We start from the raw sequence: 24,650 nt of genomic DNA, 5'->3' as shown, positions 1-24,650 counted from the left end.
ATATGTACATGACTTTTATACGATGATAGAAGTCACAAAAAGACACACCTGTGCCTTAAACTATTTAAAATTATACCATTGGAGGTTTATGAATATTTTTACTCATCAAATAACGATAGGCAAATTCATAATTAAAATAAGAAGCTATTGTTTCCGTAGAAACAAATGTGATAGTTGTTTGTAAAATTTCTTGAAAGTAGACAGGATAAAAAGCACAAGATGCTTCTAAGGTAACAGCATCTTTGTTTGTATTTTGTGAATTGGTTGTAGTATTTAATTGTTTTGCCAAATGACATTGCCCATTACATTGCAATTGAGGTTTGTCTTTGTTTACACAGTATTTTTCTACAATTTCATTGATATGTGTTTCATAATATACCACCATCCCAACATAATATGCAGGACGAACAGACAATGCTGTTAAAAGTATAAAAATGAAAATTTTTTTTAACATAACACTGCAAATATATAAAGGTTTTTTATTTGGAGTGTTATGAAATCTCTTAAAATAATAGACAATTTAAAACTAAATTATCAGAACGGTTCTGGCTGGGTATAAATGTGGATTTTTAAACACAAAACTATTCAACCATAATTTTAACTCACTTAATTCGTAAGGTAGCAAACGCTCGCTTGCTTTTTTTAATTCACTGATAAACAAATCAGTATCAAAACTAACTTTTTCCAAAACGGTTAACGTATAGGAATACATTTCTCTCGCCATGACATATTATTTTATTTTCAAATATAACGACAAAATAGTATTTATATTGCGAATTTTATGTTTAAAAATTGTTAATTTATAAAAAATCAACAATTTCACCTATAGATGTTAAGGTTTTATACTGATGATTTTCTAAAGCTTTTTTAGAGACTGTTTCAAATTTCCATACACTGTGAAAAGGTACATGAATGGCATTGGCACCTATTTTTAAGACGGGCAATACATCTGATTTTAACGAATTACCTATCATTAAAAAATCTTGAGGTAAAATGTCTAAATGTTTTAAAATGCGTTCATATCCTTCGGGATTTTTTTCACTCATCACTTCTACATGGTGAAAATAAGTTAACAAACCTGAACGTTCTAATTTTTTTTCTTGATCCAATAAATCTCCTTTGGTCAATACAATTAGCGTATAATTTTTAGACAAATATTCTAAAACTTCAACTATACCAGGTAGCAATTCTATCGGCTTGGTCAACATTTCTTTTCCAATCTCTAATATTTGCTGCGTAATTTCCGCTGGAAGTTGATTGTTAGACAATTCTGTTGCGCATTGCACCATTGATAAAATACAGCTTTTTACACCATAGCCATAAAGCGGAATGTTTCCTGTTATAACTTTATAGAGTTCTTGTTGAATTTTATTCTCTGTCTCGTACATAGACAACAACTTGGCAAACTGATCTTCTGCTTCTCTAAAATAAGGCTCGTTTACCCATAAAGTATCATCTGCATCAAAGGCAATAACTTTATAATTGACCATCTTGTATTATATGTATTGCTTTTTGTAAATCTTCTGGAGTGTCTATTCCTATAGCTTTGAACGGAGTTTCCACCATTTTCATCTTCATTCCATGTTCTAAAAAACGAATTCCCTCTAATTTTTCGGTTGCTTCATTTTGTAGCATTTCCATTTCAGGAAAATTTAACAACGCAAACCTTCTAAACGCATAAATTCCAATATGTTTGTAAAACTTCACTTCTACATTTGTATCTCGTGGATGTGGAATGGGTGCTCTAGAAAAATACATGGCACAATTTTTAGCATCCAAAACTACTTTCACATTGTTTGGATTCACAATTTCTTCCCAATCATCCATAGTATGTACCAAAGATGCTACGGCAATATCCCCCTGCAAATCATCTTTAAAAACTTGAATTAAATCTTGCAAAGGTTCTTTTCTGGTAAAAGGTTCATCACCTTGTACATTGATGATAATATCTCCCGCAACAGAATTTGCAGCTTCAGAAATTCTATCAGAACCACATTCGTGCTCTTTGATACTTCTGATAACTTTACCTCCATTGGCTTCTATTTCTGCTTGAATTTTATCACTATCTGTCACCACATACACTTCATCAAACAAGCCTGTGTTTACCGTAGCTTCGTAAGTTCTGGTAATGACGGTTTTACCACACAAATCTCTCAATAATTTTTTAGGAAATCTTGAAGCCTGTAAGCGAGCAGGAATCATTGCTATTACTTTCATCATAATGAATTATTTACCCGAATAAGTTACATAATTTCTTGGCGTTTCATATAAAGTAATTGCTAACTTTAAGTGCAAGGGTATATGATTGCGTAACCTTTTCCAGATGTATACAGAAATGTTTTCTGCAGTTGGATTGTTCGTTTTGAATTCTGGAATTTCTAAGTTCAAGTTTTTATGATCTAAGACATCTTCCACTTCAATTTTAATTATTTTTTTCAATATTTTTAAGTCCATCACAAATCCAGTCTCTGGATCTACAGGTCCAGTTACGGACACTACCAATTCGTAATTGTGTCCGTGATAATTAGGATTGCTACATTTTCCGAAAACCTCAAAGTTTTTTGCATCGTCCCAATCTGGTCTAAACAAACGATGTGCTGCATTAAAATAAGCAACTCTGTGTGCTGTAATTTCCATACTTATTTTTATTTATCAGGTGCAAATGAATTTCCAATAACGATATAACCAAGCAAAAAGAAAATCAAAAACTTTGTAATGATGTTTTTTCTGTCTATGTACATCAACTCCAAGTGATTCGTTTCAAAATTAAAATACGAATACACAGCTGTTGCAGCTATTGAGAATATGAGTCCTACAATAAATTTTACTTTAATTCTATTCATTTTGTTTGATAAAATCATAAAATTTCTCAAAAATAATCACAAACCAAGCAGTGTATATTTCTGGATTTTTTTTCACATCTATTTTAACTTCTTCTAAAGGCATCCACTTGTAAGCTTCTGCCTCATCAGGATTCAACTTAGGTTCATCGTTAAAAACCCCTGTTAGTACATGGTCAAATTCATGTTCCGTCAACCCATTATCAAAAGGAGCTTTGTATATAAAAGAACAAACATCTTTCAACTCTGCCGTAAAGCCCATTTCTTCTTGCAACCTACGTTTTCCTGCAGCTACATTGCTCTCTCCTACCTTTTGATGACTACAACAAGTATTGGTCCATAGCAAAGGGGAATGGTATTTGTCTTTGGCACGTTGTTGTAACATTAATTCACCAGCATCATTAAAAATAAAAACCGAAAAAGCTCTGTGTAACAATGCTTTTTCATGTGCTTCTATTTTTTCCATGGTACCAATAGGCTCGTCTTGTTCGTTTACAAGAATAACTTGATCCATATATTTATTTTAAAATTTGAGCGGTGTGCTCTTTTGTTTTTACTTTGGCAATTACCTCAATAATTACACCGTTTTCATCTATCACAAAAGTAGTTCTGTGAATTCCATCGTATTCCTTACCCATAAACTTTTTAGGTCCCCAAACACCAAAAGCTTCAATTACTTTTTTGTCTTCATCAGCCAATAAAGAAAAAGGCAGTTCTTGTTTGTTCGCAAAATTAGCTTGTCTTTTTATAGAATCGGCACTCACTCCTACTACCTCATAATTCTGAGCTAAAAAAGTTTGATAATTGTCTCTTAAATTACATGCTTCTACGGTACAACCTGGTGTACTTGCTTTTGGGTAAAAAAACACTACTAGCTTTTTTCCTACAAAATCACTCAACTTTACGGTTTCTCCATGTTGATTTAACGACTCAAAATTGGGAGCCTTATCTCCTACTTTTAACATTTCCATAATGTCTATTTAAAAAATTATAGACAAATATAGACAAAGCATATAGGATAGCTAAATTGTATACTAGAAAGTTCTTCTTTAATATAATTCTAAATATTTAAGCAGAAAACGTAAGTTTCCCATACTTTTTTACGCCTACAAAAGCCAACACAAGTGCTGTTAAAGGTAGTAGTATTAATACTTTGTAAAGATCACTTCCTATAGAAGAATAAATCAATGCAGAAATTACAGGAAAACAAGCCATACAAAAAGAATTGATCGCTTCACTAATTCCCATAACCTCTCCTTGTTTGGCTGGATTTGCATTTACAGAAATCAACGAATTAAAGACTGGAAAACACAAAGAAAGTCCTAAGTTTAGGATGTAATAACACGGAATAAACAACCAAATATTTGCTGTAGTTGTAATAGCAAACATTCCTACTGCGCAAAACACAAGACCTAAAATTAAAGTGTTAAAAGCTCCAAACTTCTTCACAAAATACTTAGAAACAAATGCTTGATTGAATGATAAAAACAAACCGATTACAAACATAAAAAAACCTAGTTCTTTTACATTAAAATCAAACAAATCAATAAGAAACAAAGCCATGGTTCCAATATAAAACCCCATCATGGCAGAAAAGAAAAACTTCATAGAGAATAATACCTTGATCAACGGAGAAGGATTGACTCTTTTGATTCGTATTGGAATAATCAACACCTCCCAAATACTAATTTTCTGATGTGTGGTTCTTTTTTCCAAAGGATGAGACTCCTTTAACCATTTAAAAATAGTAAACAACGTAAGAACAGATATGACAATAGAAGTCAACAAAGTTCCCATGTATCCTATAGAAGTAGAAGCTGTTAATCCACCCAAACCAGGCCCCACAATCATTCCTATTCCAACAATACCTCCTATATAGCCAAAAATATAAGATTTTTCTTTTTTGGTTGTCAAATCACTCACATATGCATTGGAAACAGAAACATTTCCTCCTGTAATTCCATCCAAAATTCTAGACAAAGCAACAATCCACAACGGAAGTGCAAAGCCAAAAATCGGATAATTGGGCAAAGTAATGGCAATAACAAAGATAATCCAACTCAACAATGTTCCCGCTTGACTAATAAGTAAAATAGGTTTTCTCCCTCGATTATCAGACATGGCTCCTAAAATGGGAGCACCCACAAACTGAAAAGCACTGTACAAAGTAATAAGCAAACCAAACACCCATTTAGGAGCTCCATAACTATCTACTACAAAAGGTAAAACAGGCATCAACAAACTAAAGCCTAAAACATTTACAAAAGTCAGTAAATAGGCAGGGATAAACTTTTTTGTCATGTATCAAAAGTAGTTTATATAGTTTAAAAGTTATTATAAAATTAAATTTTAAAATCAACCTATCTACTTTCTGTTATTTAGTAAATTAGCTACATTAACGGATCTATTTTCTTTTGAATTTTAGGCTATTTAAATAAAAAACATGAAAACTTTTAATTGTCCAAATTGCCAAAATCCAATTTTTTTTGAAAACACACAATGTGAAAATTGCTCAACCTTGCTATCCTACAATCCATTAAAAGAATGTTTTGATGCTACTATAGATCTTAATCCTTCTGAATTATGTAAAAATCAATCTTTAGATATATGCAACTGGTCTACCAAAGGTAGCAGTCAAGAAAATTTTTGTATTGCTTGCTCTCTTAATAGAGAAGTTCCAAATCCTCAAAACAATAGTAGCTTTGTAAAATGGAAAAATTTAGAACCTGCCAAACATAGATTGATCTATCAATTATTGAAACTTGGACTTCCAATTGCTTCTAAACTTGAAAAAACAGATGGAATTGCTTTTGATTTTCTTTCGGAAAACAACGAACAAAAAGCACTCACTGGGCATGCTAATGGTGTTGTCACCATATTGCTTTCAGAAGCAGACTCCGTAAAAAGAGAACAGCTTAAAAAAGATATGAATGAGCCTTACAGAACACTATTAGGACATTTTAGACACGAAATTGGACATTATTATTGGGATGTTTTGTTTGATGAAAAAAACATAAAAAAATACAGAGCTATTTTTGGTGATGAACGAATTAACTATGGTGAAGCATTGCAAATACATTACAAAAATGGAGCTCCTAAAAATTGGAATCAAAATTTTATTAGTGAATATGCAAGTTCTCACTCTTGGGAAGATTGGGCAGAATCCTGGGCTCATTATTTACATTTAATGGATACTTTAGAAACCGCTAATGCCTTTGGAGTTTCCTTTAAGCGTAATAAATTCCCTTTAAAAACTCTTACAAACGCTACCTGTCCTAACCCTTATACTACTAAAAGTTTTAAAACTATTTTTAACTCTAGTGTAGCATTAACTTGTATGGCAAATAGTCTAAATAGGTCTATGGGGTTAGACGATACTTATCCTTTTGTGATAGCCGAACCTGTTTATAAAAAGCTGAATTTCATACATAATATCTTAAACAATTACCGAAAAGAAAATTAATTTGATAAAACACTAAAACAATGAGAATTTTTTGTTTCATAAAAAAAAATATTTTTGTTATTATTTTTTTCACTTTTAGTACTACAAATATGTTCGCTTCTAATTTTGTAGAAACAAAAAGAAAAAAACATTATTACGAACCTGACCATAAAACTGTTAATACTCATGATTATAAAAACATTCTATTAAAAAATGAGAATCATTCTATTGCTAGACTATGGAATGAAATTTTACTAGAAGCTATAAGAAATGATTATGCTAGACCCACTGTACATGCAAGAAATCTATTTCATGTTTCGGTTGCAATGTATGATGCTTGGGCTGTTTTTGATGAAAATGCTCATCCTTATTTTTTAGGAAATACGATACATGGTAGACATATACCTTTTGAAGATTTTGTAAACAATAACCAAACTATAGAAGATCAAAAAAAAGCAATATCCTACGCTGCGTATAGACTTCTTAGCCATCGTTTTAAAAACTCCCCTAACGCAGAAGTTACTTTAAATAGTTTTAATTTGTTAATGAATCAACTAAACTATGATCAAGATTTCACCTCTACGGATTATAAAAATGGTAACGCAGCTTGTATAGGAAACTATATTGCACAGCAAATTATTGAATATGGCTTAACTGACGGTTCTAATGAACAGAATAATTATATTAACAATTATTATCAACCCGCTAATAATACTTTAATGTTAAGTAATGGTCAGCCTCAATCAACCAATAAATTAAAAGATCCAAATAGATGGCAACCATTGGGATTTAATAATTTTATAGACCAAAGTGGAAATGTTGCAAATAGTACTCCAGATTTTTTAAGCCCTGAGTGGGGAAATGTACTTCCTTTTTCTTTATCAGAAAATGACAAAACCATAAAGGAACGAGACGGCTATACTTATAAAGTGTATCATCTTCCTGAAACACCACCTAACTTAGACACCATAAGCAATAGTCCTGAAAGTGAATTGTATAAATGGAACTTTACATTAGTTGCGTTATGGGGTGCTCAGCTTGATCCATATAATACGGAAATGATTGATATTTCTCCTGTCAATATTGGAAACATTGATTTTGATAAACTTCCTACTAGTCAAAAAGATTTTATCCACTTTTATAAAAATACAAACAGTGGTGATATTAGTACAGGACACTCTATAAACCCAATAACCAAAGAACCCTATAAAGAACAATGGGTATCAAAAGGAGACTACACTCGTGTTCTAGCTGAGTTTTGGGCTGACGGTCCAGACTCGGAAACTCCTCCTGGACATTGGTTTACTATATTAAATTATGTAAACGATCATCCTCTTAATCTCAAAAGATTTAATGGTAATGGAGAATCTCTTGATAATTTAGAATGGGATATTAAATCTTATTTTATTTTGGGGGGAGCCATGCACGATGTTGCAATTACAGCATGGAGCATTAAAGGTTGGGTAGATTATATACGACCAATATCCGCCATTAGAAACATGGCTAAATTAGGTCAAAGCACTTTCAAAGAACTAGATAATTATCATCCTGGAGGAATCCCATTAATAGATGATTTTATCGAAATAATAGAAGAAGATGATGAATTAAGCGGTTTTAACAATGTAAATGTTGGTAAAATAAAAATAAAATCGTGGAAAGGTCATCCATATATTAATGATACTAAAACAGACGTAGCAGGTGTTGGTTGGATTTTAGCAAAAAACTGGTGGCCTTATCAAAAACCAACTTTTGTTACCCCTCCTTTTGCCGGATTTGTTTCAGGTCACTCAACTTTTTCTAGAGCGGCAGCAGAAATTTTAACCTTAATAACTGGTACTCCATATTTTCCAGGAGGAATGGGAGAGTTTAAAGCTGAAAAGGATAACTTTTTGGTTTTTGAAAAAGGACCTTCTACAGATATTACCTTACAATGGGCAACCTATAGAGATGCTTCTGACCAAACAAGTCTTTCTAGAATTTGGGGAGGCATACATCCTCCTGCCGATGATATTCCTGGAAGAATTATTGGAAAAAATATAGGTATTAATGCTTATCATTTTTCACTACCTTATTTTAACCCAGAACGCATTACTACAGATGATATTTCTATTTCTCCTAATCCTATAAAAAACAATAATATTATTGTTTACAATACACAATCAACTGACATATTTTATGTTCTAAATGCTCAAGGTCAACAACAAAAAACGATAAAAATTTCATTTAATTTTGAAAACAATAGTACTACTTTAGCGGTACCAGAAAACCTTACATCAGGAATTTATTATGTAAAGGTAAATCATAAATCTAAACCTATAATTGTAACTTATTAAATGAATAAACAAGAAAAAGTACAATTTGTACTAGATACTTTAGAAGAGTTATATCCAGAAACTCCTATTCCATTAGATCATAAAGATCCGTATACTTTGTTGATTGCAGTATTGATGTCTGCACAAAGTACAGATGCTCGCGTAAATATCATTACTCCCTTGTTGTTTAAAAAAGCTGACAACCCTTATGATATGATAAAATTATCAGTAGAAGAAATTAGAGAAATTATCAAACCTGTTGGGCTATCTCCAATGAAATCAAAGGGAATTTACGGACTGTCTCATATATTGATAAACAAACACAATGGAGAAGTTCCAGCCAACTTTAAAGATTTAGAAGCATTGCCTGCCGTGGGACACAAAACAGCTAGTGTAGTTATGAGTCAAGCTTTTAACATTCCCGCTTTTGCAGTAGATACTCATATACATAGATTGATGTATCGTTGGGGACTGACCAACGGTAAAAATGTGGAACAGACTGAAAAAGATGCCAAACGTTTGTTCCCAGAACATACATGGAACAAACTGCATCTCCAAATTATTTATTACGGTCGTGAATATTCCCCTGCTCGTGGATGGGATTTGGAAAAAGACATCATTACCAAAACCATTGGTAGAAAAACTGTAATTGATGAGTACTTAAAAAAGCACACCAAAAAGTAAAATTAGAAGTCTTAGTGTTTATTACTATGTACCGAAAAATCTATCATACATTTAAAAATCAATTTTTATCACATCTTATTTCCTTCAAAATAGTTCCTTTTTCAATTTGAAATGATTTTGAATAGTCCAACAAAAAAGAAATTGTTGTTGGAGAAGGTTTTTCGTGCTTAAAATCAATTGATTTTTCTGGTAAAGAATTTGCGTAGTTTTTTATCATGTTCATGAGTTCTATATCACAAAAACGAAAAATACAACATCTTATTGTCTCAATTGTATTGAATCACTTCTTTTTCTTCAATTGTTTTTCTCAAATTGATCAAGGCATAACGCATTCTTCCCAAAGAAGTATTGATACTTACATTGGTTTGCTCTGCGATCTCTTTAAAACTCAACCCCATAAAAATTCTCATTCTCAACACTTGTTGTTGGTCTTCTGGCAAAGTGGTAATTAGATCCACAATTTTTTTCAACGTCAATTCTTGTTCTAACTCTTCTTCTAAAGACGTATCTTCTATCCCCAAATAATCTAAAACATCATATTCCTCTGTAGCATATTTGGTTTTCTTTCGTTTTTTATCACGATAAAAATCCATGATTAAATTGTGTGAAATTCTCAATGCCCAGGGTAAAAATTTCCCTTCTTCATTGTAATTTCCTTTTTTTAAAGTGTTGATGATTTTGATGAATGTATCTTGAAAAATATCATCTGCCAAATCTCTATCCAATGTTTTAGATAAGATAAATCCAAATATTTTTTGCTGATGCCTTTCTATTAAAGCTGACAAACACAACTCATTACCTTGTATATACTCAGAAATTAACTGAGCATCATTTTTGGTGCATATAGAATTCATAATTAATTGTTTTTACGTGGAGTAATTTTATGTATGACGTATATATTTTAAGATTACCCTATTAAAAACACAAAAAACATACCACAAACAAAAAACCCATTCAGAATAATTTGAATGGGTTTTCTTTAAAAATTTTAAATACTACTTTTTAGGTTTGAATACGCGAATCCAATCCACTTTCATTGCATTGTTTTTATTTGGATCGTTCAAATCAATATCTCTTGGCATTCTTCCTGCTTTTGCATGCCAATCTTGAGCCTCTACATTGATAATGATATCCATTGCTTTGGTAAAACCTTTCCCTCCTTGGTATTCATAAGGATCTACAATACTTACGGTAGAAATACTATTTGCTTTTTCTAACATTTTAAAATTATAAACTTTTGACGTTCCAATGTTGGTGATTTTTTGTTTTCCATAAGAAACATCCAACTTTCCATTAGTCATGGTAGGATATCCATATTCCCAAACACCGTTTATTTTGGTTGCAACAGCTTTGTTGTACAAAACTCTGACCAATTCACCATCCATATAATGTTCAAAATGCACTGGACTTTTCCAATAGACTCCCATGTTTACGTATTTTCTTTCTCCATTTGCAGCACAATAATCTCCCCAGCTCTCTACACCTTCTTTTTTCAACCAAGCTCCTTTGTCTCTAGGTTGGTAATCTGTAAATGGTTTTCTAATAAAAGAATGAATGCTTACATGAATTGATTTTGCGAAAAAAGCATTGCCAGGATCTTTTCCTCCATAACATTCTATAATATCAATTTCTTGGGTAGCATCAGGACTCAACAACCATACATCCGAAGCCAAGGCCAAATTGGTTACACTTACTTTAGATTCTATAAATACAGGGTAACGCACCGTTTTGGTAGACGTAATACACCCTGTACTAATTCCACTATTTGGCATTTTCATTTTGTTAGGAGTTCTTGACACTGGATGAGCCTCATTTTCTGAACTCCATCGATCTGTTTTAATAATCAAATCACTTCCATCTACAGAGACTTTATTGTATTTCCAATACGTAACTCCAGGTCCATCCCAAGCAGCATGGTAAAAATTTCTCCATTTGTTTTGTCCAAAAGTGGTCAAAGAATTTGTTGGTTGATAGGTATAATTAAAATCATCTGAAACATCTGTTTGAAATATCCATTCCCCTTCATTTTCTAACTGTTTTGGCAACGGTAGTAATGCAATTTCTTTTGTAGAAGGTAAAGATACAATTGTATTTAAATCTTTGCTTTTTGTGTTTTGTTTGTTGCTTCCGCAAGACATTATAGCCATGCTTGCTATTAAAATTCCGAATCTACTTATTTTCATTTACTTTTATCTTTGTTCGTTTTTTATACTAAGTCAAAAATAAACATCGTAGCAATGTTTTATGGGAACAGATTACCCGAAAACAAGAACAAATCATTCATCAACAATATTAATTCCATCAACAAACGCTTTTATGGAAACAAATATTTTATTTTTACACAGCAAGAGAACTAGACATGAATCAGACATTAGAAACATTATCCCCAAAAGAATACATCATCATTAAAGGTGCAGGCCTACACAATCTAAAAGATATAGATGTAGCCATTCCTAGAAACAAATTGGTTGTAATTACAGGACTTTCGGGTTCTGGTAAATCTAGTTTGGCTTTTGATACATTGTACGCAGAAGGGCAACGCAGGTATGTAGAAAGTTTGTCTTCGTACGCTCGTCAGTTTTTAGGAAAGCTGAACAAGCCTAAGGTAGATTACATTAAAGGAATTGCTCCGGCCATAGCTATAGAACAAAAAGTAAACTCATCCAACCCCCGTTCTACCGTAGGAACAACTACAGAAATATACGACTACCTAAAATTATTGTACGCTCGAATTGGTAGAACCATCTCTCCACTTTCTGGAAATCAAGTTAAAAAAGAAACAGTTTCCGATGTTTTGAATCACTTAAAAACCTTAGAAGTTGGTTCCAAACTATTATTATTAGCTCCTTATCATTTAGGAGATAGAGATGCAGAAAAAGCTTTACAAATTTTAGTGCAACAAGGGTATGCTAGAATTAAAGTGGATGACCATACCCTTAGAATTGAAGATGTAAGTGCCAAAGAGATTACTGCTAAAACCAAACTAAATTTAGTAATTGATAGAATTGTGGTAAAAGAGGATGAAGATTACTACAATAGATTGGCAGATTCTATTCAAACCGCTTTTTACGAAGGAAAAGGGATTTGCATGTTAGAAAACTTATCTGACAACTCTACTCGTGAATTCAGCAATAAGTTTGAATTAGACGGCATGACATTTTACGAACCCAACACACATTTTTTTAGTTTTAACAATCCCTACGGAGCTTGTCCTACTTGTGAGGGATATGGGAATGTAATTGGTGTGGATGAAGAATTGGTCATTCCAAACACCTCTCTTTCTATTTATGAAGATTGTATTGCTCCATGGAAAGGAGAAAGCAGTTCCGATTATAAAAATGCTCTAATCAATCATGCATTTGAATACGATATTCCTGTTCATAAACCTTGGTTTGAATTGACCGAACAACAAAAAAGCATGGTTTGGAATGGAACGACCTCTTTTAAAGGGATTCATGATTTTTTCAACTATTTAGAAACCAAAAGCTATAAAATTCAGTTCCGTGTTATGCTGTCTCGTTACCGAGGAAAAACAAAATGTGGTACTTGCAAAGGAACTCGTTTAAGACCCGAAACCAATAATGTTTTTGTGGGTGATAAAACCATCAATCAACTAGTACATTTACCTATTGATGAGTTGACACTATTTATGAAACAATTAAAAGTAAACAAATACGATGAAGCTATTGCCAAAAGATTGTTGGTAGAGATCAACAATAGATTGGGCTTTTTAGACAAAGTTGGCCTAGGGTATTTGACCTTGAATCGTGCTTCTAACACCTTATCTGGTGGAGAAAGTCAGCGAATTAATCTTGCTACATCTTTGGGGAGTAGTTTGGTGGGTTCTATGTATATTTTGGACGAACCTAGTATTGGTTTGCACCCAAAAGACAGTCTAAAACTAATTGAAGTTCTTAAAAATTTACGCGATTTAGGAAATACCGTAATAGTGGTAGAACACGATGAAGACATAATGAAACAAGCGGATTATATTATTGATATTGGTCCTGATGCTGGTGTTTTTGGTGGAGAATTGGTTGCAGAAGGTACGTATGAGGAATTGCTTTTACAAAACACACATACAGCCAATTATTTGAGCGGAAAAGATGCTATTGAAGTACCTAAAAAACGTAGAAAAAGCAACTACAAAATAGAAGTTATTGGAGCTAGAGAAAATAACTTAAAAAACATCAACGTTACCTTACCTCTAAAATCTCTAACGGTTATTACGGGAGTTTCGGGTAGCGGAAAAAGTACTTTGGTTAAAGACATTGTGTATCCTACTTTGCAAAAAAAATTGTTTGGACAAGGAAATAAAATTGGTGAAGTTACAGAGGTAAAAGGCGATTTTGATGTCATTAAAAATGTGGAGTTTATCGATCAAAACCCTATTGGGAAATCTTCTCGTTCCAACCCAGTAACCTACATCAAAGCGTATGATGATATTCGTGCTTTGTTTGCTAATGAAAAACTGGCTCAAATGCGAAACTACCAACCCAAACATTTTTCTTTTAATGTAGACGGAGGTCGTTGTGAAACTTGTAAAGGAGAAGGAGAAGTAACCATAGAAATGCAGTTCATGGCAGATGTACATTTGCCTTGTGAAACTTGTCACGGAAAACGATTTCAGAAAGAAGTATTAGAAATTAAATTCAACGATAAAAATATTGATGACATTTTAAATTTGTCAATTGACGAAGCTGTTTCCTTTTTTAAAGAAACCAGACAAACCAAAATAAGTAAAAAACTACAACCTTTGCAAGATGTTGGTTTGGGCTATGTGGCTTTAGGACAATCCTCTTCTACCCTATCTGGTGGTGAAGCACAACGTATCAAACTGGCTTCGTTTTTAGTAAAAGGTAGCCGTCAAGAACCTACTTTGTTTATTTTTGACGAACCTACCACAGGATTGCATTTTCATGACATCAAAAAATTATTGACTTCTATGGATGCGCTATTAAACAATGGACATTCTCTGATTGTAATAGAACACAATATTGATTTTATCAAATGTGCAGATTATATCATTGACATAGGAAAAGAAGGTGGAAAAAACGGTGGAGATGTTGTCTTTATGGGAACTCCCGAAGCATTGGTGGAACATAAAGAATCTTATACAGGTCAATTTTTAAAAGACAAAATCTAAAAAGTGGATAAAATTAAAGAGACCTTGCATCAATTGTTTGATGATTTTCAAAATTTTGAAGATAAAGGACAAAAAGCAACTTACATTCCTGAATTGGCTCACATTGATGAAGACTTGTTTGGGGTAAGTTTAAGCTGTTTAGATGGCATGCAAATTAGTTTAGGAGATGCTACTACGCCATTTTCTCTTCAAAGTATTTCTAAAGTATTGTCTCTTGTTTTGGCTTATAATATTTTAGGAGAAGACTTGTGGAAACGTGTAGATGTAGAACCTTCTGGAGATACTTTTAACTCTTTGATTTTATTAGAGTTAGAAATGGGAATTCCTAGAAATCCATTTATCAATGCTGGAGCCATTGTTGTTGCTGATATTTTGATAAGTCATTTAAAAAATCCAGAGGAAGTTTTTTTAAAATTTATTCAAGAACTAGCCCAAGACACTAGTATTCAGTATGATTTGAATATTTTTCACTCTGAAAAATCAGTAGCCTATAGAAATTATTCGTTGATCAACTTGATGAAATCTTTTGGAAACATTCATAATGATATTGACAAAGTGATGGATTTGTATTTTATGATGTGTTCTGTAAGCATAACTTGCCAACAATTATCTAAAGCTTTTTTGTTTTTTGCAAATGATGGAACACATCCTTTAACCCAACAGCAAATTTTAATTCCGAGTAGAAACAGACGTATCAATGCAATTATGCAATTGTGTGGTTTTTACGATGAAGCAGGAGAATTTGCCTACCGTGTTGGATTGCCTGGGAAAAGTGGAGTTGGTGGCGGAATTATAGCCATTCATCCAGGATTGTATGCTGTAACAGTTTTTAGCCCTAAATTGAACAAAAAAGGAAATTCTACCAAAGGAATGGCTTTTTTAGAAAGATTAACTAGTGAATTAAACAATTCTATATTTTAAAAAGGATGAATAAAAAAGACCTAAGACCCATCATTAGTTCTGCTAAAGTGAATGATAGCATGTCTGCTGAAGAACAATTTCAAAACGGTGTTTTGAGACCTATCATCAAACTACAACACAATACTATTATTGCATTGTTTGATCATTATTTAGAACATTCTGATTTTGATATCACCAAATTTGAGGCTGAAAAGAAATTAGAATTTTTAAAAACAGCTGCTTCTCGAAACCAACATTTAAGAAACCAATTTGTTGGAATGATTCTAGGAATGTTTACAGAAGAGGAATTAGCTATTTATTTAAACAATATGGGAGAGTATTCTAGACGTATCATGCAAATGATTTCTCAAAGAATACAAGATACTTATTAGTAAACATCTTTTTTACAACTAATTTTTTACAATGACTACAACCAATGCTAATTTTTATAAGGAACTCCCAAAACAATCTATTGATTTATCAGAGTTGTTGTTGCATCAGGAATTGTTTTACAACGTTCCTAAAGATTGGCATGTCATCAACGTAGATATAGAAAACTCAACCCTTGCCGTTCAAAACGGAAACCATCATGACGTAAATTTATCTGCCACTGGTAGTATTATTGTTGTTTTAAATGAACTAGAAAAAATTGATAAAAAAATAAGAATCCCTTACTTTTTTGGAGGTGATGGAAGTACTTTTATCGTTCCAAGTCATTTGGCAGCAATCATTATAAAAGCATTAAATAATTATAGCATCCATATTAAAAAAAATACTGATTTAATTCTTAGAGTAGGTTCTGTTGCTATTGATACAATATACAACGAAGGAAAAATTATACGTATTGCAAAACACAAACTAACAGCACAATTAACCATTCCCATTGTGTTAGGTACGGGGTTAAATTATGCAGAAAATTTGGTAAAAAAAACATTTAAAAAAAATGCCACTTCTCTACAAAATACTCCTGTAGATTTAGATGGAATGGAATGTAGATGGCAAGAAGTATCTGCTCCTGTAGGAGATCAAAAAATAGTTTGTTTGTTGGCACATTGTCCTGTAGAAAACATGCAAAATAAAGTATATGCAGAAATTCTAAAGGAACTAAATCTTCTTTTTGGAAATTTTGAAAACAGAAAACCCATTACACCTACCAATTTACATTTAGACACTACTTTACAAAAAATAAAAAAAGAGATGAATATAAAACTGGCTCGTTTTAACAGGTTGTATCTTGTTATGAATTGGTTGGGAACTGTTTTTGTAAATTTATATTTAAAGGTTTCTAAAAATGGAGAAAAATTTTACAAAGAAATTAGTCAACTTTCTCACACGTTAATGATTGACGGCACCATAAACACCGTTTTTTCTGGTTCTGATAAAAACATTCAAAAATTAATTGTCTTTTTAGATGCTTTAGAAAAAGACCAAAAATTAATTTATGGAATTCATACTACCAAAGCTTCTATTCTATCTTGTTATGTAAAAGATCGAAGTGACAACCACAATCATTTTGTAGATGGTACCGAGGGAGGCTACACTGCAGCCGCAAAAATGTTTAAATCTAAACTATTATAACACATCCTTTAGAGTTCTTTTTTTCTTTTTAAAACTCTTATCTTTTCTATAGTTTTTAATTACTTAAATTAAACACGAATATGAAAAAGAGTAAAAAGGGAATCATATACCAACTTACAGAAAAATATTTAGGTGAATTTGTATATGGAGGCATCGATGGTTGCGTAACTACTTTTGCCGTAGTAGCAGGTTCTGTAGGTGCTGGCTTAGATAGTTCCATCATAATCATTTTAGGATTTGCCAATTTATTAGCCGATGGTTTTGCCATGTCTATTGGAGCTTATTTGTCTGCAAAAACAGAAAAAGACAATGCCTTGAAACATCTTAAAAAACATGAAGAAATTAAGGAATTAGAAAATAATTTTAATCCCATAGGAAAATCTGTAGTAACCTATATTTCTTTTTTGCTTATCGGAATTTTTCCTTTAATGGCTTATGTTGCTGATTACATCTCTCCTACTTTAGATGCTCATATATTTTTATACTCCTCTATATGCACTGGAGTTGGTTTTGTTTTGGTGGGCTCTTTAAAATCATACATCAACAACAAAGCTATTTGGAAAGGTGTAGCAGAAACACTTTTATTAGGAATTTTAGCGGCTATTGTTTCCTATTATGTGGGAGATTTTATAGAAGGTATTCTATCTTAATAAACTTATTTAGACTTTAAATGTCATAACTGATATATTGCACTTCTAATTTTTAAATATTTTAGTATGTTTATCAAAAAAGCTAACTAAATATTTAAAATGAGTATTTTAAAAAGAATTCCATTCATTATGGGAACGCTTGTTATCTCTATAATACAAGCTCAGAAAAAAGAAATAAAATTTGGAGAAGTTTCTAGAGAAGAGATGAAAATGACGACTTACTATAAAGATACTTTGGCTGATGCTGTTGTGCTTTTTGATAAAGGAGCTAGTAGTTTTTATGATGTCGATAAAGATTATAACATTAAATTCTTAAGACACAAACGAATCAAAGTTTTTGATAAAACAGCCACCAAACATTTAGAGGTTGCCATTCCTTACTTTGTAGATGGTTATGGTAAAACAGAGTTGATTCGTAGTATTAGAGCCATTACATATACTTTAGATAACAACAATCAATATTCTGAAACCAAACTAGATCCAGATCATATTTATGATGAACAAATAAATGATAGATGGTATCTGAAAAAATTTATTTTCCCAAATGTACAAGATGGTTCTGTGCTAGAATATGAATATGAATTTGAGACTCCTTTTCATTATAATTTGCCTGACTGGAATTTCCAAGATAAAATTCCAACCATTTATAGTGAATACTCTGTTAGGATGATTCCCTTTTATGAATATGTAATGCGTGCACAAGGAATTATAAAATTTGACTATCAAAACTCCAAAGTTTCTAATTTCGAAAGAAGTTTTGGCAACAATGGTCGCTACAAAGATTATATTCATACTTATATTTTAAAAGACATTCCTGCTTTCAAAGATGAATCTTACATTACCTCTGTGAATGACTATATTATTAAAATGGATTTTCAATTATCTAAAATTCATTATCCATATGGTGGTAGTCAAGAAATTATATCTACTTGGCCAAACTTAAACAAGGAATTATTACACCACGATCATTTTGGTAAATACATCAAAAAAAGCAAACGGTATGCTAAAGAACTTCTAGAAGAAAATTTTAACATCACTCCCTTAAACAAACAAGATTTAGCAGAACAAATAATAACATATATTAAATCCAATTATGCATGGAATGGTCATAATTCAAAATATACTTCACAATCTGCAAAAGATTTTATTGAAACTAGGGAAGGAAATTCAGCAGACATTAATTTATTTTTAATTGCTATGTTAAACCAAGCGGGCATCAAGGCTGAACCCATTGTTTTAAGTACTAGAAGTCATGGTAAAATTCCAATTTCTTATCCTTTTGATAATTCTAGTAACTACGTAATTGTTTTGGCTCATACAGACTATCCTTTTTTAACAGATGCCACAGAACCATTACTGCCATATAACTTAATCCCTTTTAAGTCTATGAATGAAAAAGGCTTATTAGTGAACCAAGACAAAACCCCCTCTTGGATTGATTTATCAAACAAGGTTTCTTCATTAGAAAAGAAATTTATCATGCTAAATTTAGATCCTGAAACGTTGAATGTTGATGCTAAAATTAATATTCAGTATACTATTTATAAATCATATATCTATCGAAAAAAGTTTAAAGATGATAACACTAAAATAAAAGAGTATTATTCGGATTTTATTGGAGAAATTCAAGATGTAAAAACATATAATTATGAGCAAATTAAAAATCCATATGCTGTAAATCTTATATCTCAATACTCTCCAGAAATATTAGAAAATAAAATCATCCTCAAACCTTTTTTTAAATTACCTCTTTCTAAAAATTACCTAACCCAACAAGATAGAAATTATCCGGTAGATTTTGAATATTTAAGCAATAGTCAATACGAATGTTTATTAACCATTCCTGAAAACTACTCACTAAATTATTTACCTGAATCTTATCATGCAAATGATGATTTGGTAGACATTCACATAAATTTTAGTTTAAAAGACAATCTCTTAAAAATCACAGGGAATTATAGCTTTAAAAAAAGCATTTATGTACCTAGCGAATACACCCGAATTAAAACTTATTTAGACAAAATTGTTAAGTATTTTAATCAGCCAGTACTTTTAGAAAAGCAATAGTTATTCTTTAGCTACATTTAATTTGACTGCTCAAATTAATAAAATCATTTATACAAAAAAAAGAATGTAATGACAAAATTTAGAATTTTAACAGCAATAATTTTCACAACTATTCTAACAAGTTGTAATTCTGAAAAACCAAAAAAAAAATTTGGGAAAGAACATACAAATGAAACAAAAAATAAAAGGGATACATTAACAAAACACTTAAAACCTTTTAAATTGGAATTGCCAACAATTGGACTTTTGATGTATGATGGTGTTTTACAAAGTGAAGTAATTGCAACTTCTGATGTATTTTAAAAACCTAGCAAAAAGGGAAAACAACTATTTAATGTAATTACGATTTCGGAAACGGAAAAACCAATCACTACCGAAGAGGGAATCCGAATTTTACCTGATTTCACCTATGAGAATTGCCCAAAACTAACAGCATTATTCGTTCCGAGTGCATATGATATGTATGCCCAAGTTCACAACAACAAAATTGTGAGTTTTATCAAAGAAAAAAAAAGAAACTGAATATACTGTGAGTAATTGTGCTGGAGCCCAATTGATAGGAAAATCTGGAATTGCAAACGGAATAAAAATTGTAACGTGGATTGGTGGTGGTGAACAATTACAAAGAGATTATCCAAATTTAAAAGTACAGAACGACAGTTTGATTACCTTTGTGAGAGATGGTAAATTTTTGTCTTCTAATGGAAATTTAGCAAGCTACATTTCTGCATTGGAGTTGGTTGAAATAATGACAAGTAAGGAACATAGAAAATTTGTAGAAAGTTATTTATACCTAAATCAACTTAAAAATTGGAAAAAATAAATGCTCTAACCAACATGGTTTCTAAAGTAGTGCTAATTTTTGAGTACTCGCAAAATTCTTCAGGTTTCCCTATGATCGTTTCATTTTTCTAAATTAATTAGCTAAACACACAACTACCATTCACACAAATACGTTGGTTAAAAATATACGCAACCTTTTTTTAAACTAACATCTATATAGTAAATATAGAAATTATGAAAACGAAATTTTCCTATTTACTTACCCTCTTTTTCTTTGGAAACTTATTCTTTTCCTGTCAGAATGATGATTCTGATACTGTATTTAATTGGGAATGCCCTGCTGTTTTAGAACACTTTAAAATTAATGGAATTTCATCACAAAATATAGAGATTACTGAGAATGAATACGATATATTGAAAAACATTAATGAAAACTCAGTTGTTCTTTGGAATAAATTTATCCTAAGCTACAGGTTTGAAACAGAATACATCGCTAAAAGAAAATCTATAAATACAACAGGAGGTCTTATGGCTCTTTCTTGTGAAGGATCAGGGTATAACGGAAGTAAAATTGGAGTAGATACTTTATTTATTACAACAACAAAAAATTACAACGAAAATTATTCTGCTGGAGATACTATAAATCAAATTGTAAAAATATCTAATTGGAATTATTACTATAACCAAGAAGTTGACAACTTAAAATCAATTTCTAATTATATTGATACAAATACAGAACGTATTTCAAGTGAAACCTTTGACATTAAAATAATGGAAGCTCCTTCTATTGATGGAGAGCACATATTTGAAATTACATACAAACTAAACAACGGAGAAGTTTTCAAACATCAATCTTCACCTGTACAATTAAAAAAATAAAGACATTAGTCAGCACCTACAAATTCATCACATGTTCTAGTTCTTCATAGTTTTGTGTAAATTTACAGAGTTACCACTACACATCCATATTAATACTTGTTTAATGAATTTTAGAGTTGATACTGATACTTGGTTTGTTATCTGCACTTTTTTTATATCTGCACTAGCCTTGTGTATTGCCTTATACATTTCTATTCCTTTTTACATACGAATAAGACAGGCAAATAGAATAAAAACTAGACATCATAGAAAGAATTTAAAATACAATCAATTAGAAAGAAGAAAAAACGAACTCAAATTATCTATTCAAGAGAAAAAAATTCAAAAACTAAAAACAGACATCAGTGATTATTTACACCAAATCACACAATCTGATTCTAACACTGCTGACCTTGTTCCTTTTTATTCAAACTTTGAAAAAATTCACCCAAATTTTAGTCATGCTTTAAAAAACATATGTCCAAACATTTCTGCAAACGAATTAAAATTATGTGCCCTACTAAGGCTCAATTTAAGCTCTAAAGAAATAGCACAATTATTAAACATAACACAAGACAGTGTGAATAAAGCTAGATATAGACTTAGAAAAAAATTAGACCTTACTCCTAAAGATGATATTTTCACAACGCTTTTAAACATTAAATAGTAGCAATAACATCCGTGTCCATCGTTTGTCTATCGTATATTTTTTGAATCTGGAACAATGAGTTCTTTATTTGTCAGAAAATAAACAATCATGAGACTTTTTGAAATCCTTTTGCTAGTTATTAGCACAATTTATCCTTTTTACATTTCATTAAAAAGAAAGCAACTAAACAAAAAAATTCCTTTACTAATTATTGGAATCCTTATTCTTCTACATTTTATTTTTGAAGGATTCAGATGGCAAATGCTTCCTTCCTATTTTATAATTCTAATTTTAACATGGTGTTTTAACAAAGAATATTCATTCTTTAGCGGTGGTTGGCTTAGAAAAATATCAAGCGGACTAACTTTTATCTTTCTATTATGCATTGCTTGGGCATTGCCTTCTATTTTACCTGTTTTTAATTTACCTACACCTAGTGGAAACTATAGTATTGGCTCACAATACATTCATTTAAAAACAAACCTAGACGAGATAATGACTTTGGAAACAGGAGACAAAAGAGAATTAATGATAAAAGCATGGTATCCTGCCAATCTTGAGCATGAAAAACCAGAACCTTATTTAAATGATGGTGACAGAATTAGTTTTGCTGTAAAATATGGATTGCCTAAAACTAGCTTAAATTATTTAGATCATGTAAAAACACATACCTATACAAGTCCTTCTGTGGCTAAAGGTAAATTTCCTGTCTTAATTTTTTCGCACGGTAGCTACGCTAACGCCTCTGGTTATTATGCTTTGATAGAAGAAATTGTGAGTCATGGTTATATTGTACTAAATATAAATCACACTTATGAAAGCACAGGAACGCTGTTTCCTGATGGAGACATAAAACTGTTTGGTACAGAATACGATAAAAAGCACAACAACCAAGAAATGGCAACAATGGTTTGGAATGCCATGCAAAACTACAAGAATGCAAAAACACCTAAGGACCAATTAAAAACCGTACATCATCTTATTCTAAATTATTATGGTGCCGAAGTAACCAACCGATTTAGCAAAGATATTTCTTTGGTTGTAGATGAATTGAAAAAATGGAACACAACTACTTTTTTAACGCAACATATTGACACCTCAAAAATTGGAGTATTCGGACATTCACAAGGAGGTGCTGGGACTGCTCAGGCACTGCTTGATGATGATAGAATTGTAGCGGGAATAAACATAGATGGAATGCAGTGGGGAAAAATGATTGACACAATGCTAACAAAACCATTTGCTCTAATAACATCTGAATGGGATGCCTCTCACCCAAACTTAAACCAACATGCCTACCGCAATGGGAGTTCTTCTGATTTTTATCATGTCAAAATTTTAAACTCAGGGCATTCAAATTTTATGGACATTCCCTTAATGGTTCGTTTGCCATTGATTAATGAAGCAGGAACCATAAAACCCAAGAACGCTTACAAACTTACTACAGAAACAGTATTGCAATTTTTTGATACGTATTTACAAAACAAGCCTTCTAATTTACTAAACTTAACTACTAAATATACGGGACTTAAAATAACACAAAAAACCAAAACGGACTAAAATCCCAACCAACCTTAAGCTTGTTTTTAGGGCTTTTTCTAAGATATCTATTCCTATAGGCTGTTCCTAAAAATTGGTTTTTACAAACAGTAAATTAAATACCTCTCATTATAAATACCAATGAGAGGTGTTTTGCATCTAGCATTTGTTAAGAACTTTTGTCTTTTGTGGAAAAGTATGCGTAGAAACAATACTATTAAAAAAGTACTTTTATGAAAAAATTGCACATTGATAACTTATTTCTTTTTTTGAGGGATTGTTATCCTATGTTGGCTGTAATAAAAAATAACGAAGCTCTATTCAATAATATATCATATTCGAAACAACATGAAAAAAAAAGATGAAAATGAGTTTATTGAATTAATTAATCAAAAATATGATAAAAAAGTAGCTGAGTCCATTTCAAAAAACATTGAAGATTTATTTTGTTTAAATATTCATGCAAACTCAATAATTTCAGACATAGAATTGTTCAAGGAAATATATATTGAAAAAATATTTAACATAGCTGAGTTTAAATACAATGAAAAGTTAAAGAACTCTAAATTGTTTTCTAAATTAGAAATTTTAAAAGCTGAAATTGAACATCCAGAAAACCGAAAACATAACTTAATAGATGAAATATCTTTATTGTTTTATGTAGGTATTTATCATAAAATTGAAAATTATGAAATTGAAATTCTACAGCAATTTAATAATACTAACTTTAAAGATTTATATAAGTTAGGTATTGATATTCATCAAAATAAAAAAATATTTATAACGAGAAATCGATTAAGGTTAATTACTAACTCTATAAAACATAATCGTTTTTATCCTAAAAAGGAACTTTTGGAATATTATCCTTATTTGAATGTTAATACAAAAATCACTCTTAATGATTTTAATCCTGAAATGGATTATCGGTTAGCAAAATCATATATTCTTCTTTTAAATTCATTGATAATCAAAAGATCATTAATCATAACACTTAATAACCTACAAAATAAAGAAAACTTAATATTAAAAATAGAAGAATTATTTTCAGAAGAATTAGAGTTTGATATTTTTATGGAAAACGAAGCTGATTTTATAAAATTCGGATATTTAAAAAAATAACTACAGCCAACAAAGTACTGTGGTAAAAAACAAGTAAAAACTTATTAATTTCTTACCAAAACACTTCTATACCCATCATCATA

The 24,650-nt window shown here is 31.2% G+C and carries 27 protein-coding genes; 15 read left to right on the top strand and 12 right to left on the bottom strand.

The features are described from left to right. Positions 1 to 70: 70 nt before the first annotated feature. From Q4548_RS12065 to Q4548_RS12025, 9 genes are all read right to left on the bottom strand, one after another. A complete protein-coding gene (locus Q4548_RS12065) occupies positions 71 to 454 on the bottom strand; it encodes a hypothetical protein (protein ID WP_303455394.1) in 384 nt (127 codons plus the stop codon). Between the two features lie 72 nt (positions 455 to 526). Further along, positions 527 to 724, bottom strand: coding sequence for a hypothetical protein (locus Q4548_RS12060; RefSeq protein ID WP_303455391.1), 198 nt, complete (start codon positions 722 to 724; stop codon positions 527 to 529). Positions 725 to 800: 76 nt separating this feature from the next. Continuing rightward, positions 801 to 1,490, bottom strand: coding sequence for an HAD family hydrolase (locus tag Q4548_RS12055; protein ID WP_303455388.1), 690 nt, complete (start codon positions 1,488 to 1,490; stop codon positions 801 to 803). After that, the gene (kdsB, locus tag Q4548_RS12050) at positions 1,477 to 2,217 is read right to left on the bottom strand and encodes a 3-deoxy-manno-octulosonate cytidylyltransferase (RefSeq protein ID WP_303455553.1); all 741 of its coding nucleotides are present in this window, start codon (positions 2,215 to 2,217) and stop codon (positions 1,477 to 1,479) included. Before kdsB ends, Q4548_RS12055 begins: the two co-directional genes overlap by 14 nt. A gap of 9 nt (positions 2,218 to 2,226) precedes the next feature. After that, positions 2,227 to 2,637, bottom strand: a complete 411-nt coding sequence (locus tag Q4548_RS12045) for a 6-carboxytetrahydropterin synthase (RefSeq protein WP_303455385.1) — start codon at positions 2,635 to 2,637, stop codon at positions 2,227 to 2,229. A gap of 8 nt (positions 2,638 to 2,645) precedes the next feature. Continuing rightward, the gene (locus Q4548_RS12040; RefSeq protein ID WP_303455382.1) at positions 2,646 to 2,843 is read right to left on the bottom strand and encodes a hypothetical protein; all 198 of its coding nucleotides are present in this window, start codon (positions 2,841 to 2,843) and stop codon (positions 2,646 to 2,648) included. Then, complete coding sequence (gene idi / locus Q4548_RS12035) at positions 2,836 to 3,354, bottom strand: isopentenyl-diphosphate Delta-isomerase (protein ID WP_303455379.1); 519 nt, start codon at positions 3,352 to 3,354, stop codon at positions 2,836 to 2,838. Before idi ends, Q4548_RS12040 begins: the two co-directional genes overlap by 8 nt. A 4-nt stretch (positions 3,355 to 3,358) precedes the next feature. Continuing rightward, positions 3,359 to 3,811, bottom strand: a complete 453-nt coding sequence (gene bcp, locus Q4548_RS12030; protein WP_303455376.1) for a thioredoxin-dependent thiol peroxidase — start codon at positions 3,809 to 3,811, stop codon at positions 3,359 to 3,361. A gap of 97 nt (positions 3,812 to 3,908) precedes the next feature. Further along, positions 3,909 to 5,141, bottom strand: a complete 1,233-nt coding sequence (locus tag Q4548_RS12025) for an MFS transporter (RefSeq protein WP_303455374.1) — start codon at positions 5,139 to 5,141, stop codon at positions 3,909 to 3,911. Positions 5,142 to 5,283: 142 nt separating this feature from the next. Here Q4548_RS12025 and Q4548_RS12020 point away from each other — a divergent pair, with 142 nt between their 5' ends. The 3 genes from Q4548_RS12020 (at position 5,284) to nth (ending at position 9,278) form a co-directional block, all read left to right on the top strand. Further along, positions 5,284 to 6,303 carry a putative zinc-binding metallopeptidase gene (locus tag Q4548_RS12020; protein WP_303455372.1) on the top strand — a complete coding sequence of 340 codons (1,020 nt, stop codon included), beginning with the start codon at positions 5,284 to 5,286 and terminating at the stop codon, positions 6,301 to 6,303. Between the two features lie 89 nt (positions 6,304 to 6,392). Continuing rightward, positions 6,393 to 8,615, top strand: coding sequence for a DUF6851 domain-containing protein (locus Q4548_RS12015; RefSeq protein ID WP_303455370.1), 2,223 nt, complete (start codon positions 6,393 to 6,395; stop codon positions 8,613 to 8,615). Then, positions 8,616 to 9,278 carry an endonuclease III gene (nth, locus tag Q4548_RS12010; RefSeq protein ID WP_303455368.1) on the top strand — a complete coding sequence of 221 codons (663 nt, stop codon included), beginning with the start codon at positions 8,616 to 8,618 and terminating at the stop codon, positions 9,276 to 9,278. A 58-nt stretch (positions 9,279 to 9,336) separates the two neighbouring features. On the opposite strand, the gene Q4548_RS12005 is transcribed toward nth, so the two are convergent. The 3 genes from Q4548_RS12005 to Q4548_RS11995 form a co-directional block, all read right to left on the bottom strand. After that, entirely contained in the window at positions 9,337 to 9,495 is a 159-nt protein-coding gene (locus Q4548_RS12005) for a hypothetical protein (RefSeq protein ID WP_303455366.1), read from the bottom strand. A 49-nt stretch (positions 9,496 to 9,544) separates the two neighbouring features. Then, a complete protein-coding gene (locus Q4548_RS12000) occupies positions 9,545 to 10,132 on the bottom strand; it encodes an RNA polymerase sigma factor (RefSeq protein WP_303455364.1) in 588 nt (195 codons plus the stop codon). A gap of 141 nt (positions 10,133 to 10,273) precedes the next feature. After that, a complete protein-coding gene (locus tag Q4548_RS11995; RefSeq protein ID WP_303455362.1) occupies positions 10,274 to 11,461 on the bottom strand; it encodes a beta-agarase in 1,188 nt (395 codons plus the stop codon). A 176-nt stretch (positions 11,462 to 11,637) separates the two neighbouring features. On the opposite strand from Q4548_RS11995, the gene uvrA reads away from it, so the two are divergent. From uvrA to Q4548_RS11940, 12 genes are all read left to right on the top strand, one after another. After that, the gene (gene uvrA, locus Q4548_RS11990) at positions 11,638 to 14,424 is read left to right on the top strand and encodes an excinuclease ABC subunit UvrA (RefSeq protein WP_303455360.1); all 2,787 of its coding nucleotides are present in this window, start codon (positions 11,638 to 11,640) and stop codon (positions 14,422 to 14,424) included. 3 nt (positions 14,425 to 14,427) lie between these two features. Further along, positions 14,428 to 15,345 (top strand): glutaminase, encoded by a 918-nt coding sequence (locus Q4548_RS11985; protein WP_303455358.1) that lies wholly within the window; start codon positions 14,428 to 14,430, stop codon positions 15,343 to 15,345. 5 nt (positions 15,346 to 15,350) lie between these two features. Beyond that, positions 15,351 to 15,716: a glyoxalase gene (locus Q4548_RS11980; protein ID WP_303455356.1), complete on the top strand. Its 366-nt coding sequence runs from the start codon at positions 15,351 to 15,353 to the stop codon at positions 15,714 to 15,716. Positions 15,717 to 15,747: 31 nt separating this feature from the next. Then, positions 15,748 to 16,902, top strand: a complete 1,155-nt coding sequence (locus Q4548_RS11975) for a DUF3095 family protein (RefSeq protein ID WP_303455354.1) — start codon at positions 15,748 to 15,750, stop codon at positions 16,900 to 16,902. Positions 16,903 to 16,982: 80 nt separating this feature from the next. After that, the gene (locus Q4548_RS11970) at positions 16,983 to 17,552 is read left to right on the top strand and encodes a VIT1/CCC1 transporter family protein (protein ID WP_303455352.1); all 570 of its coding nucleotides are present in this window, start codon (positions 16,983 to 16,985) and stop codon (positions 17,550 to 17,552) included. A gap of 99 nt (positions 17,553 to 17,651) precedes the next feature. Beyond that, positions 17,652 to 19,619: a transglutaminase domain-containing protein gene (locus tag Q4548_RS11965; protein WP_303455350.1), complete on the top strand. Its 1,968-nt coding sequence runs from the start codon at positions 17,652 to 17,654 to the stop codon at positions 19,617 to 19,619. A gap of 69 nt (positions 19,620 to 19,688) precedes the next feature. After that, positions 19,689 to 19,922 (top strand): hypothetical protein, encoded by a 234-nt coding sequence (locus Q4548_RS17190; RefSeq protein ID WP_336622740.1) that lies wholly within the window; start codon positions 19,689 to 19,691, stop codon positions 19,920 to 19,922. A gap of 226 nt (positions 19,923 to 20,148) precedes the next feature. Beyond that, positions 20,149 to 20,442, top strand: coding sequence for a hypothetical protein (locus Q4548_RS17185; RefSeq protein WP_336622739.1), 294 nt, complete (start codon positions 20,149 to 20,151; stop codon positions 20,440 to 20,442). A gap of 194 nt (positions 20,443 to 20,636) precedes the next feature. After that, positions 20,637 to 21,281: a hypothetical protein gene (locus Q4548_RS11955; RefSeq protein ID WP_303455348.1), complete on the top strand. Its 645-nt coding sequence runs from the start codon at positions 20,637 to 20,639 to the stop codon at positions 21,279 to 21,281. 103 nt (positions 21,282 to 21,384) lie between these two features. Further along, positions 21,385 to 21,927 carry a hypothetical protein gene (locus tag Q4548_RS11950; protein WP_303455346.1) on the top strand — a complete coding sequence of 181 codons (543 nt, stop codon included), beginning with the start codon at positions 21,385 to 21,387 and terminating at the stop codon, positions 21,925 to 21,927. Positions 21,928 to 22,017: 90 nt separating this feature from the next. Beyond that, the gene (locus Q4548_RS11945; RefSeq protein ID WP_303455344.1) at positions 22,018 to 23,469 is read left to right on the top strand and encodes a chlorophyllase/cutinase-like alpha/beta fold protein; all 1,452 of its coding nucleotides are present in this window, start codon (positions 22,018 to 22,020) and stop codon (positions 23,467 to 23,469) included. Positions 23,470 to 23,796: 327 nt separating this feature from the next. After that, positions 23,797 to 24,567, top strand: coding sequence for a hypothetical protein (locus tag Q4548_RS11940; protein ID WP_303455342.1), 771 nt, complete (start codon positions 23,797 to 23,799; stop codon positions 24,565 to 24,567). The last annotated feature ends 83 nt before the right edge of the window (positions 24,568 to 24,650 follow it).

Source organism: Wenyingzhuangia sp. 2_MG-2023 (assembly GCF_030548295.1).
In the GTDB taxonomy this organism is placed as follows: Bacteria; Bacteroidota; Bacteroidia; order Flavobacteriales; family Flavobacteriaceae; genus Wenyingzhuangia.
This window is presented reverse-complemented; position numbering and strand designations above follow the sequence as displayed.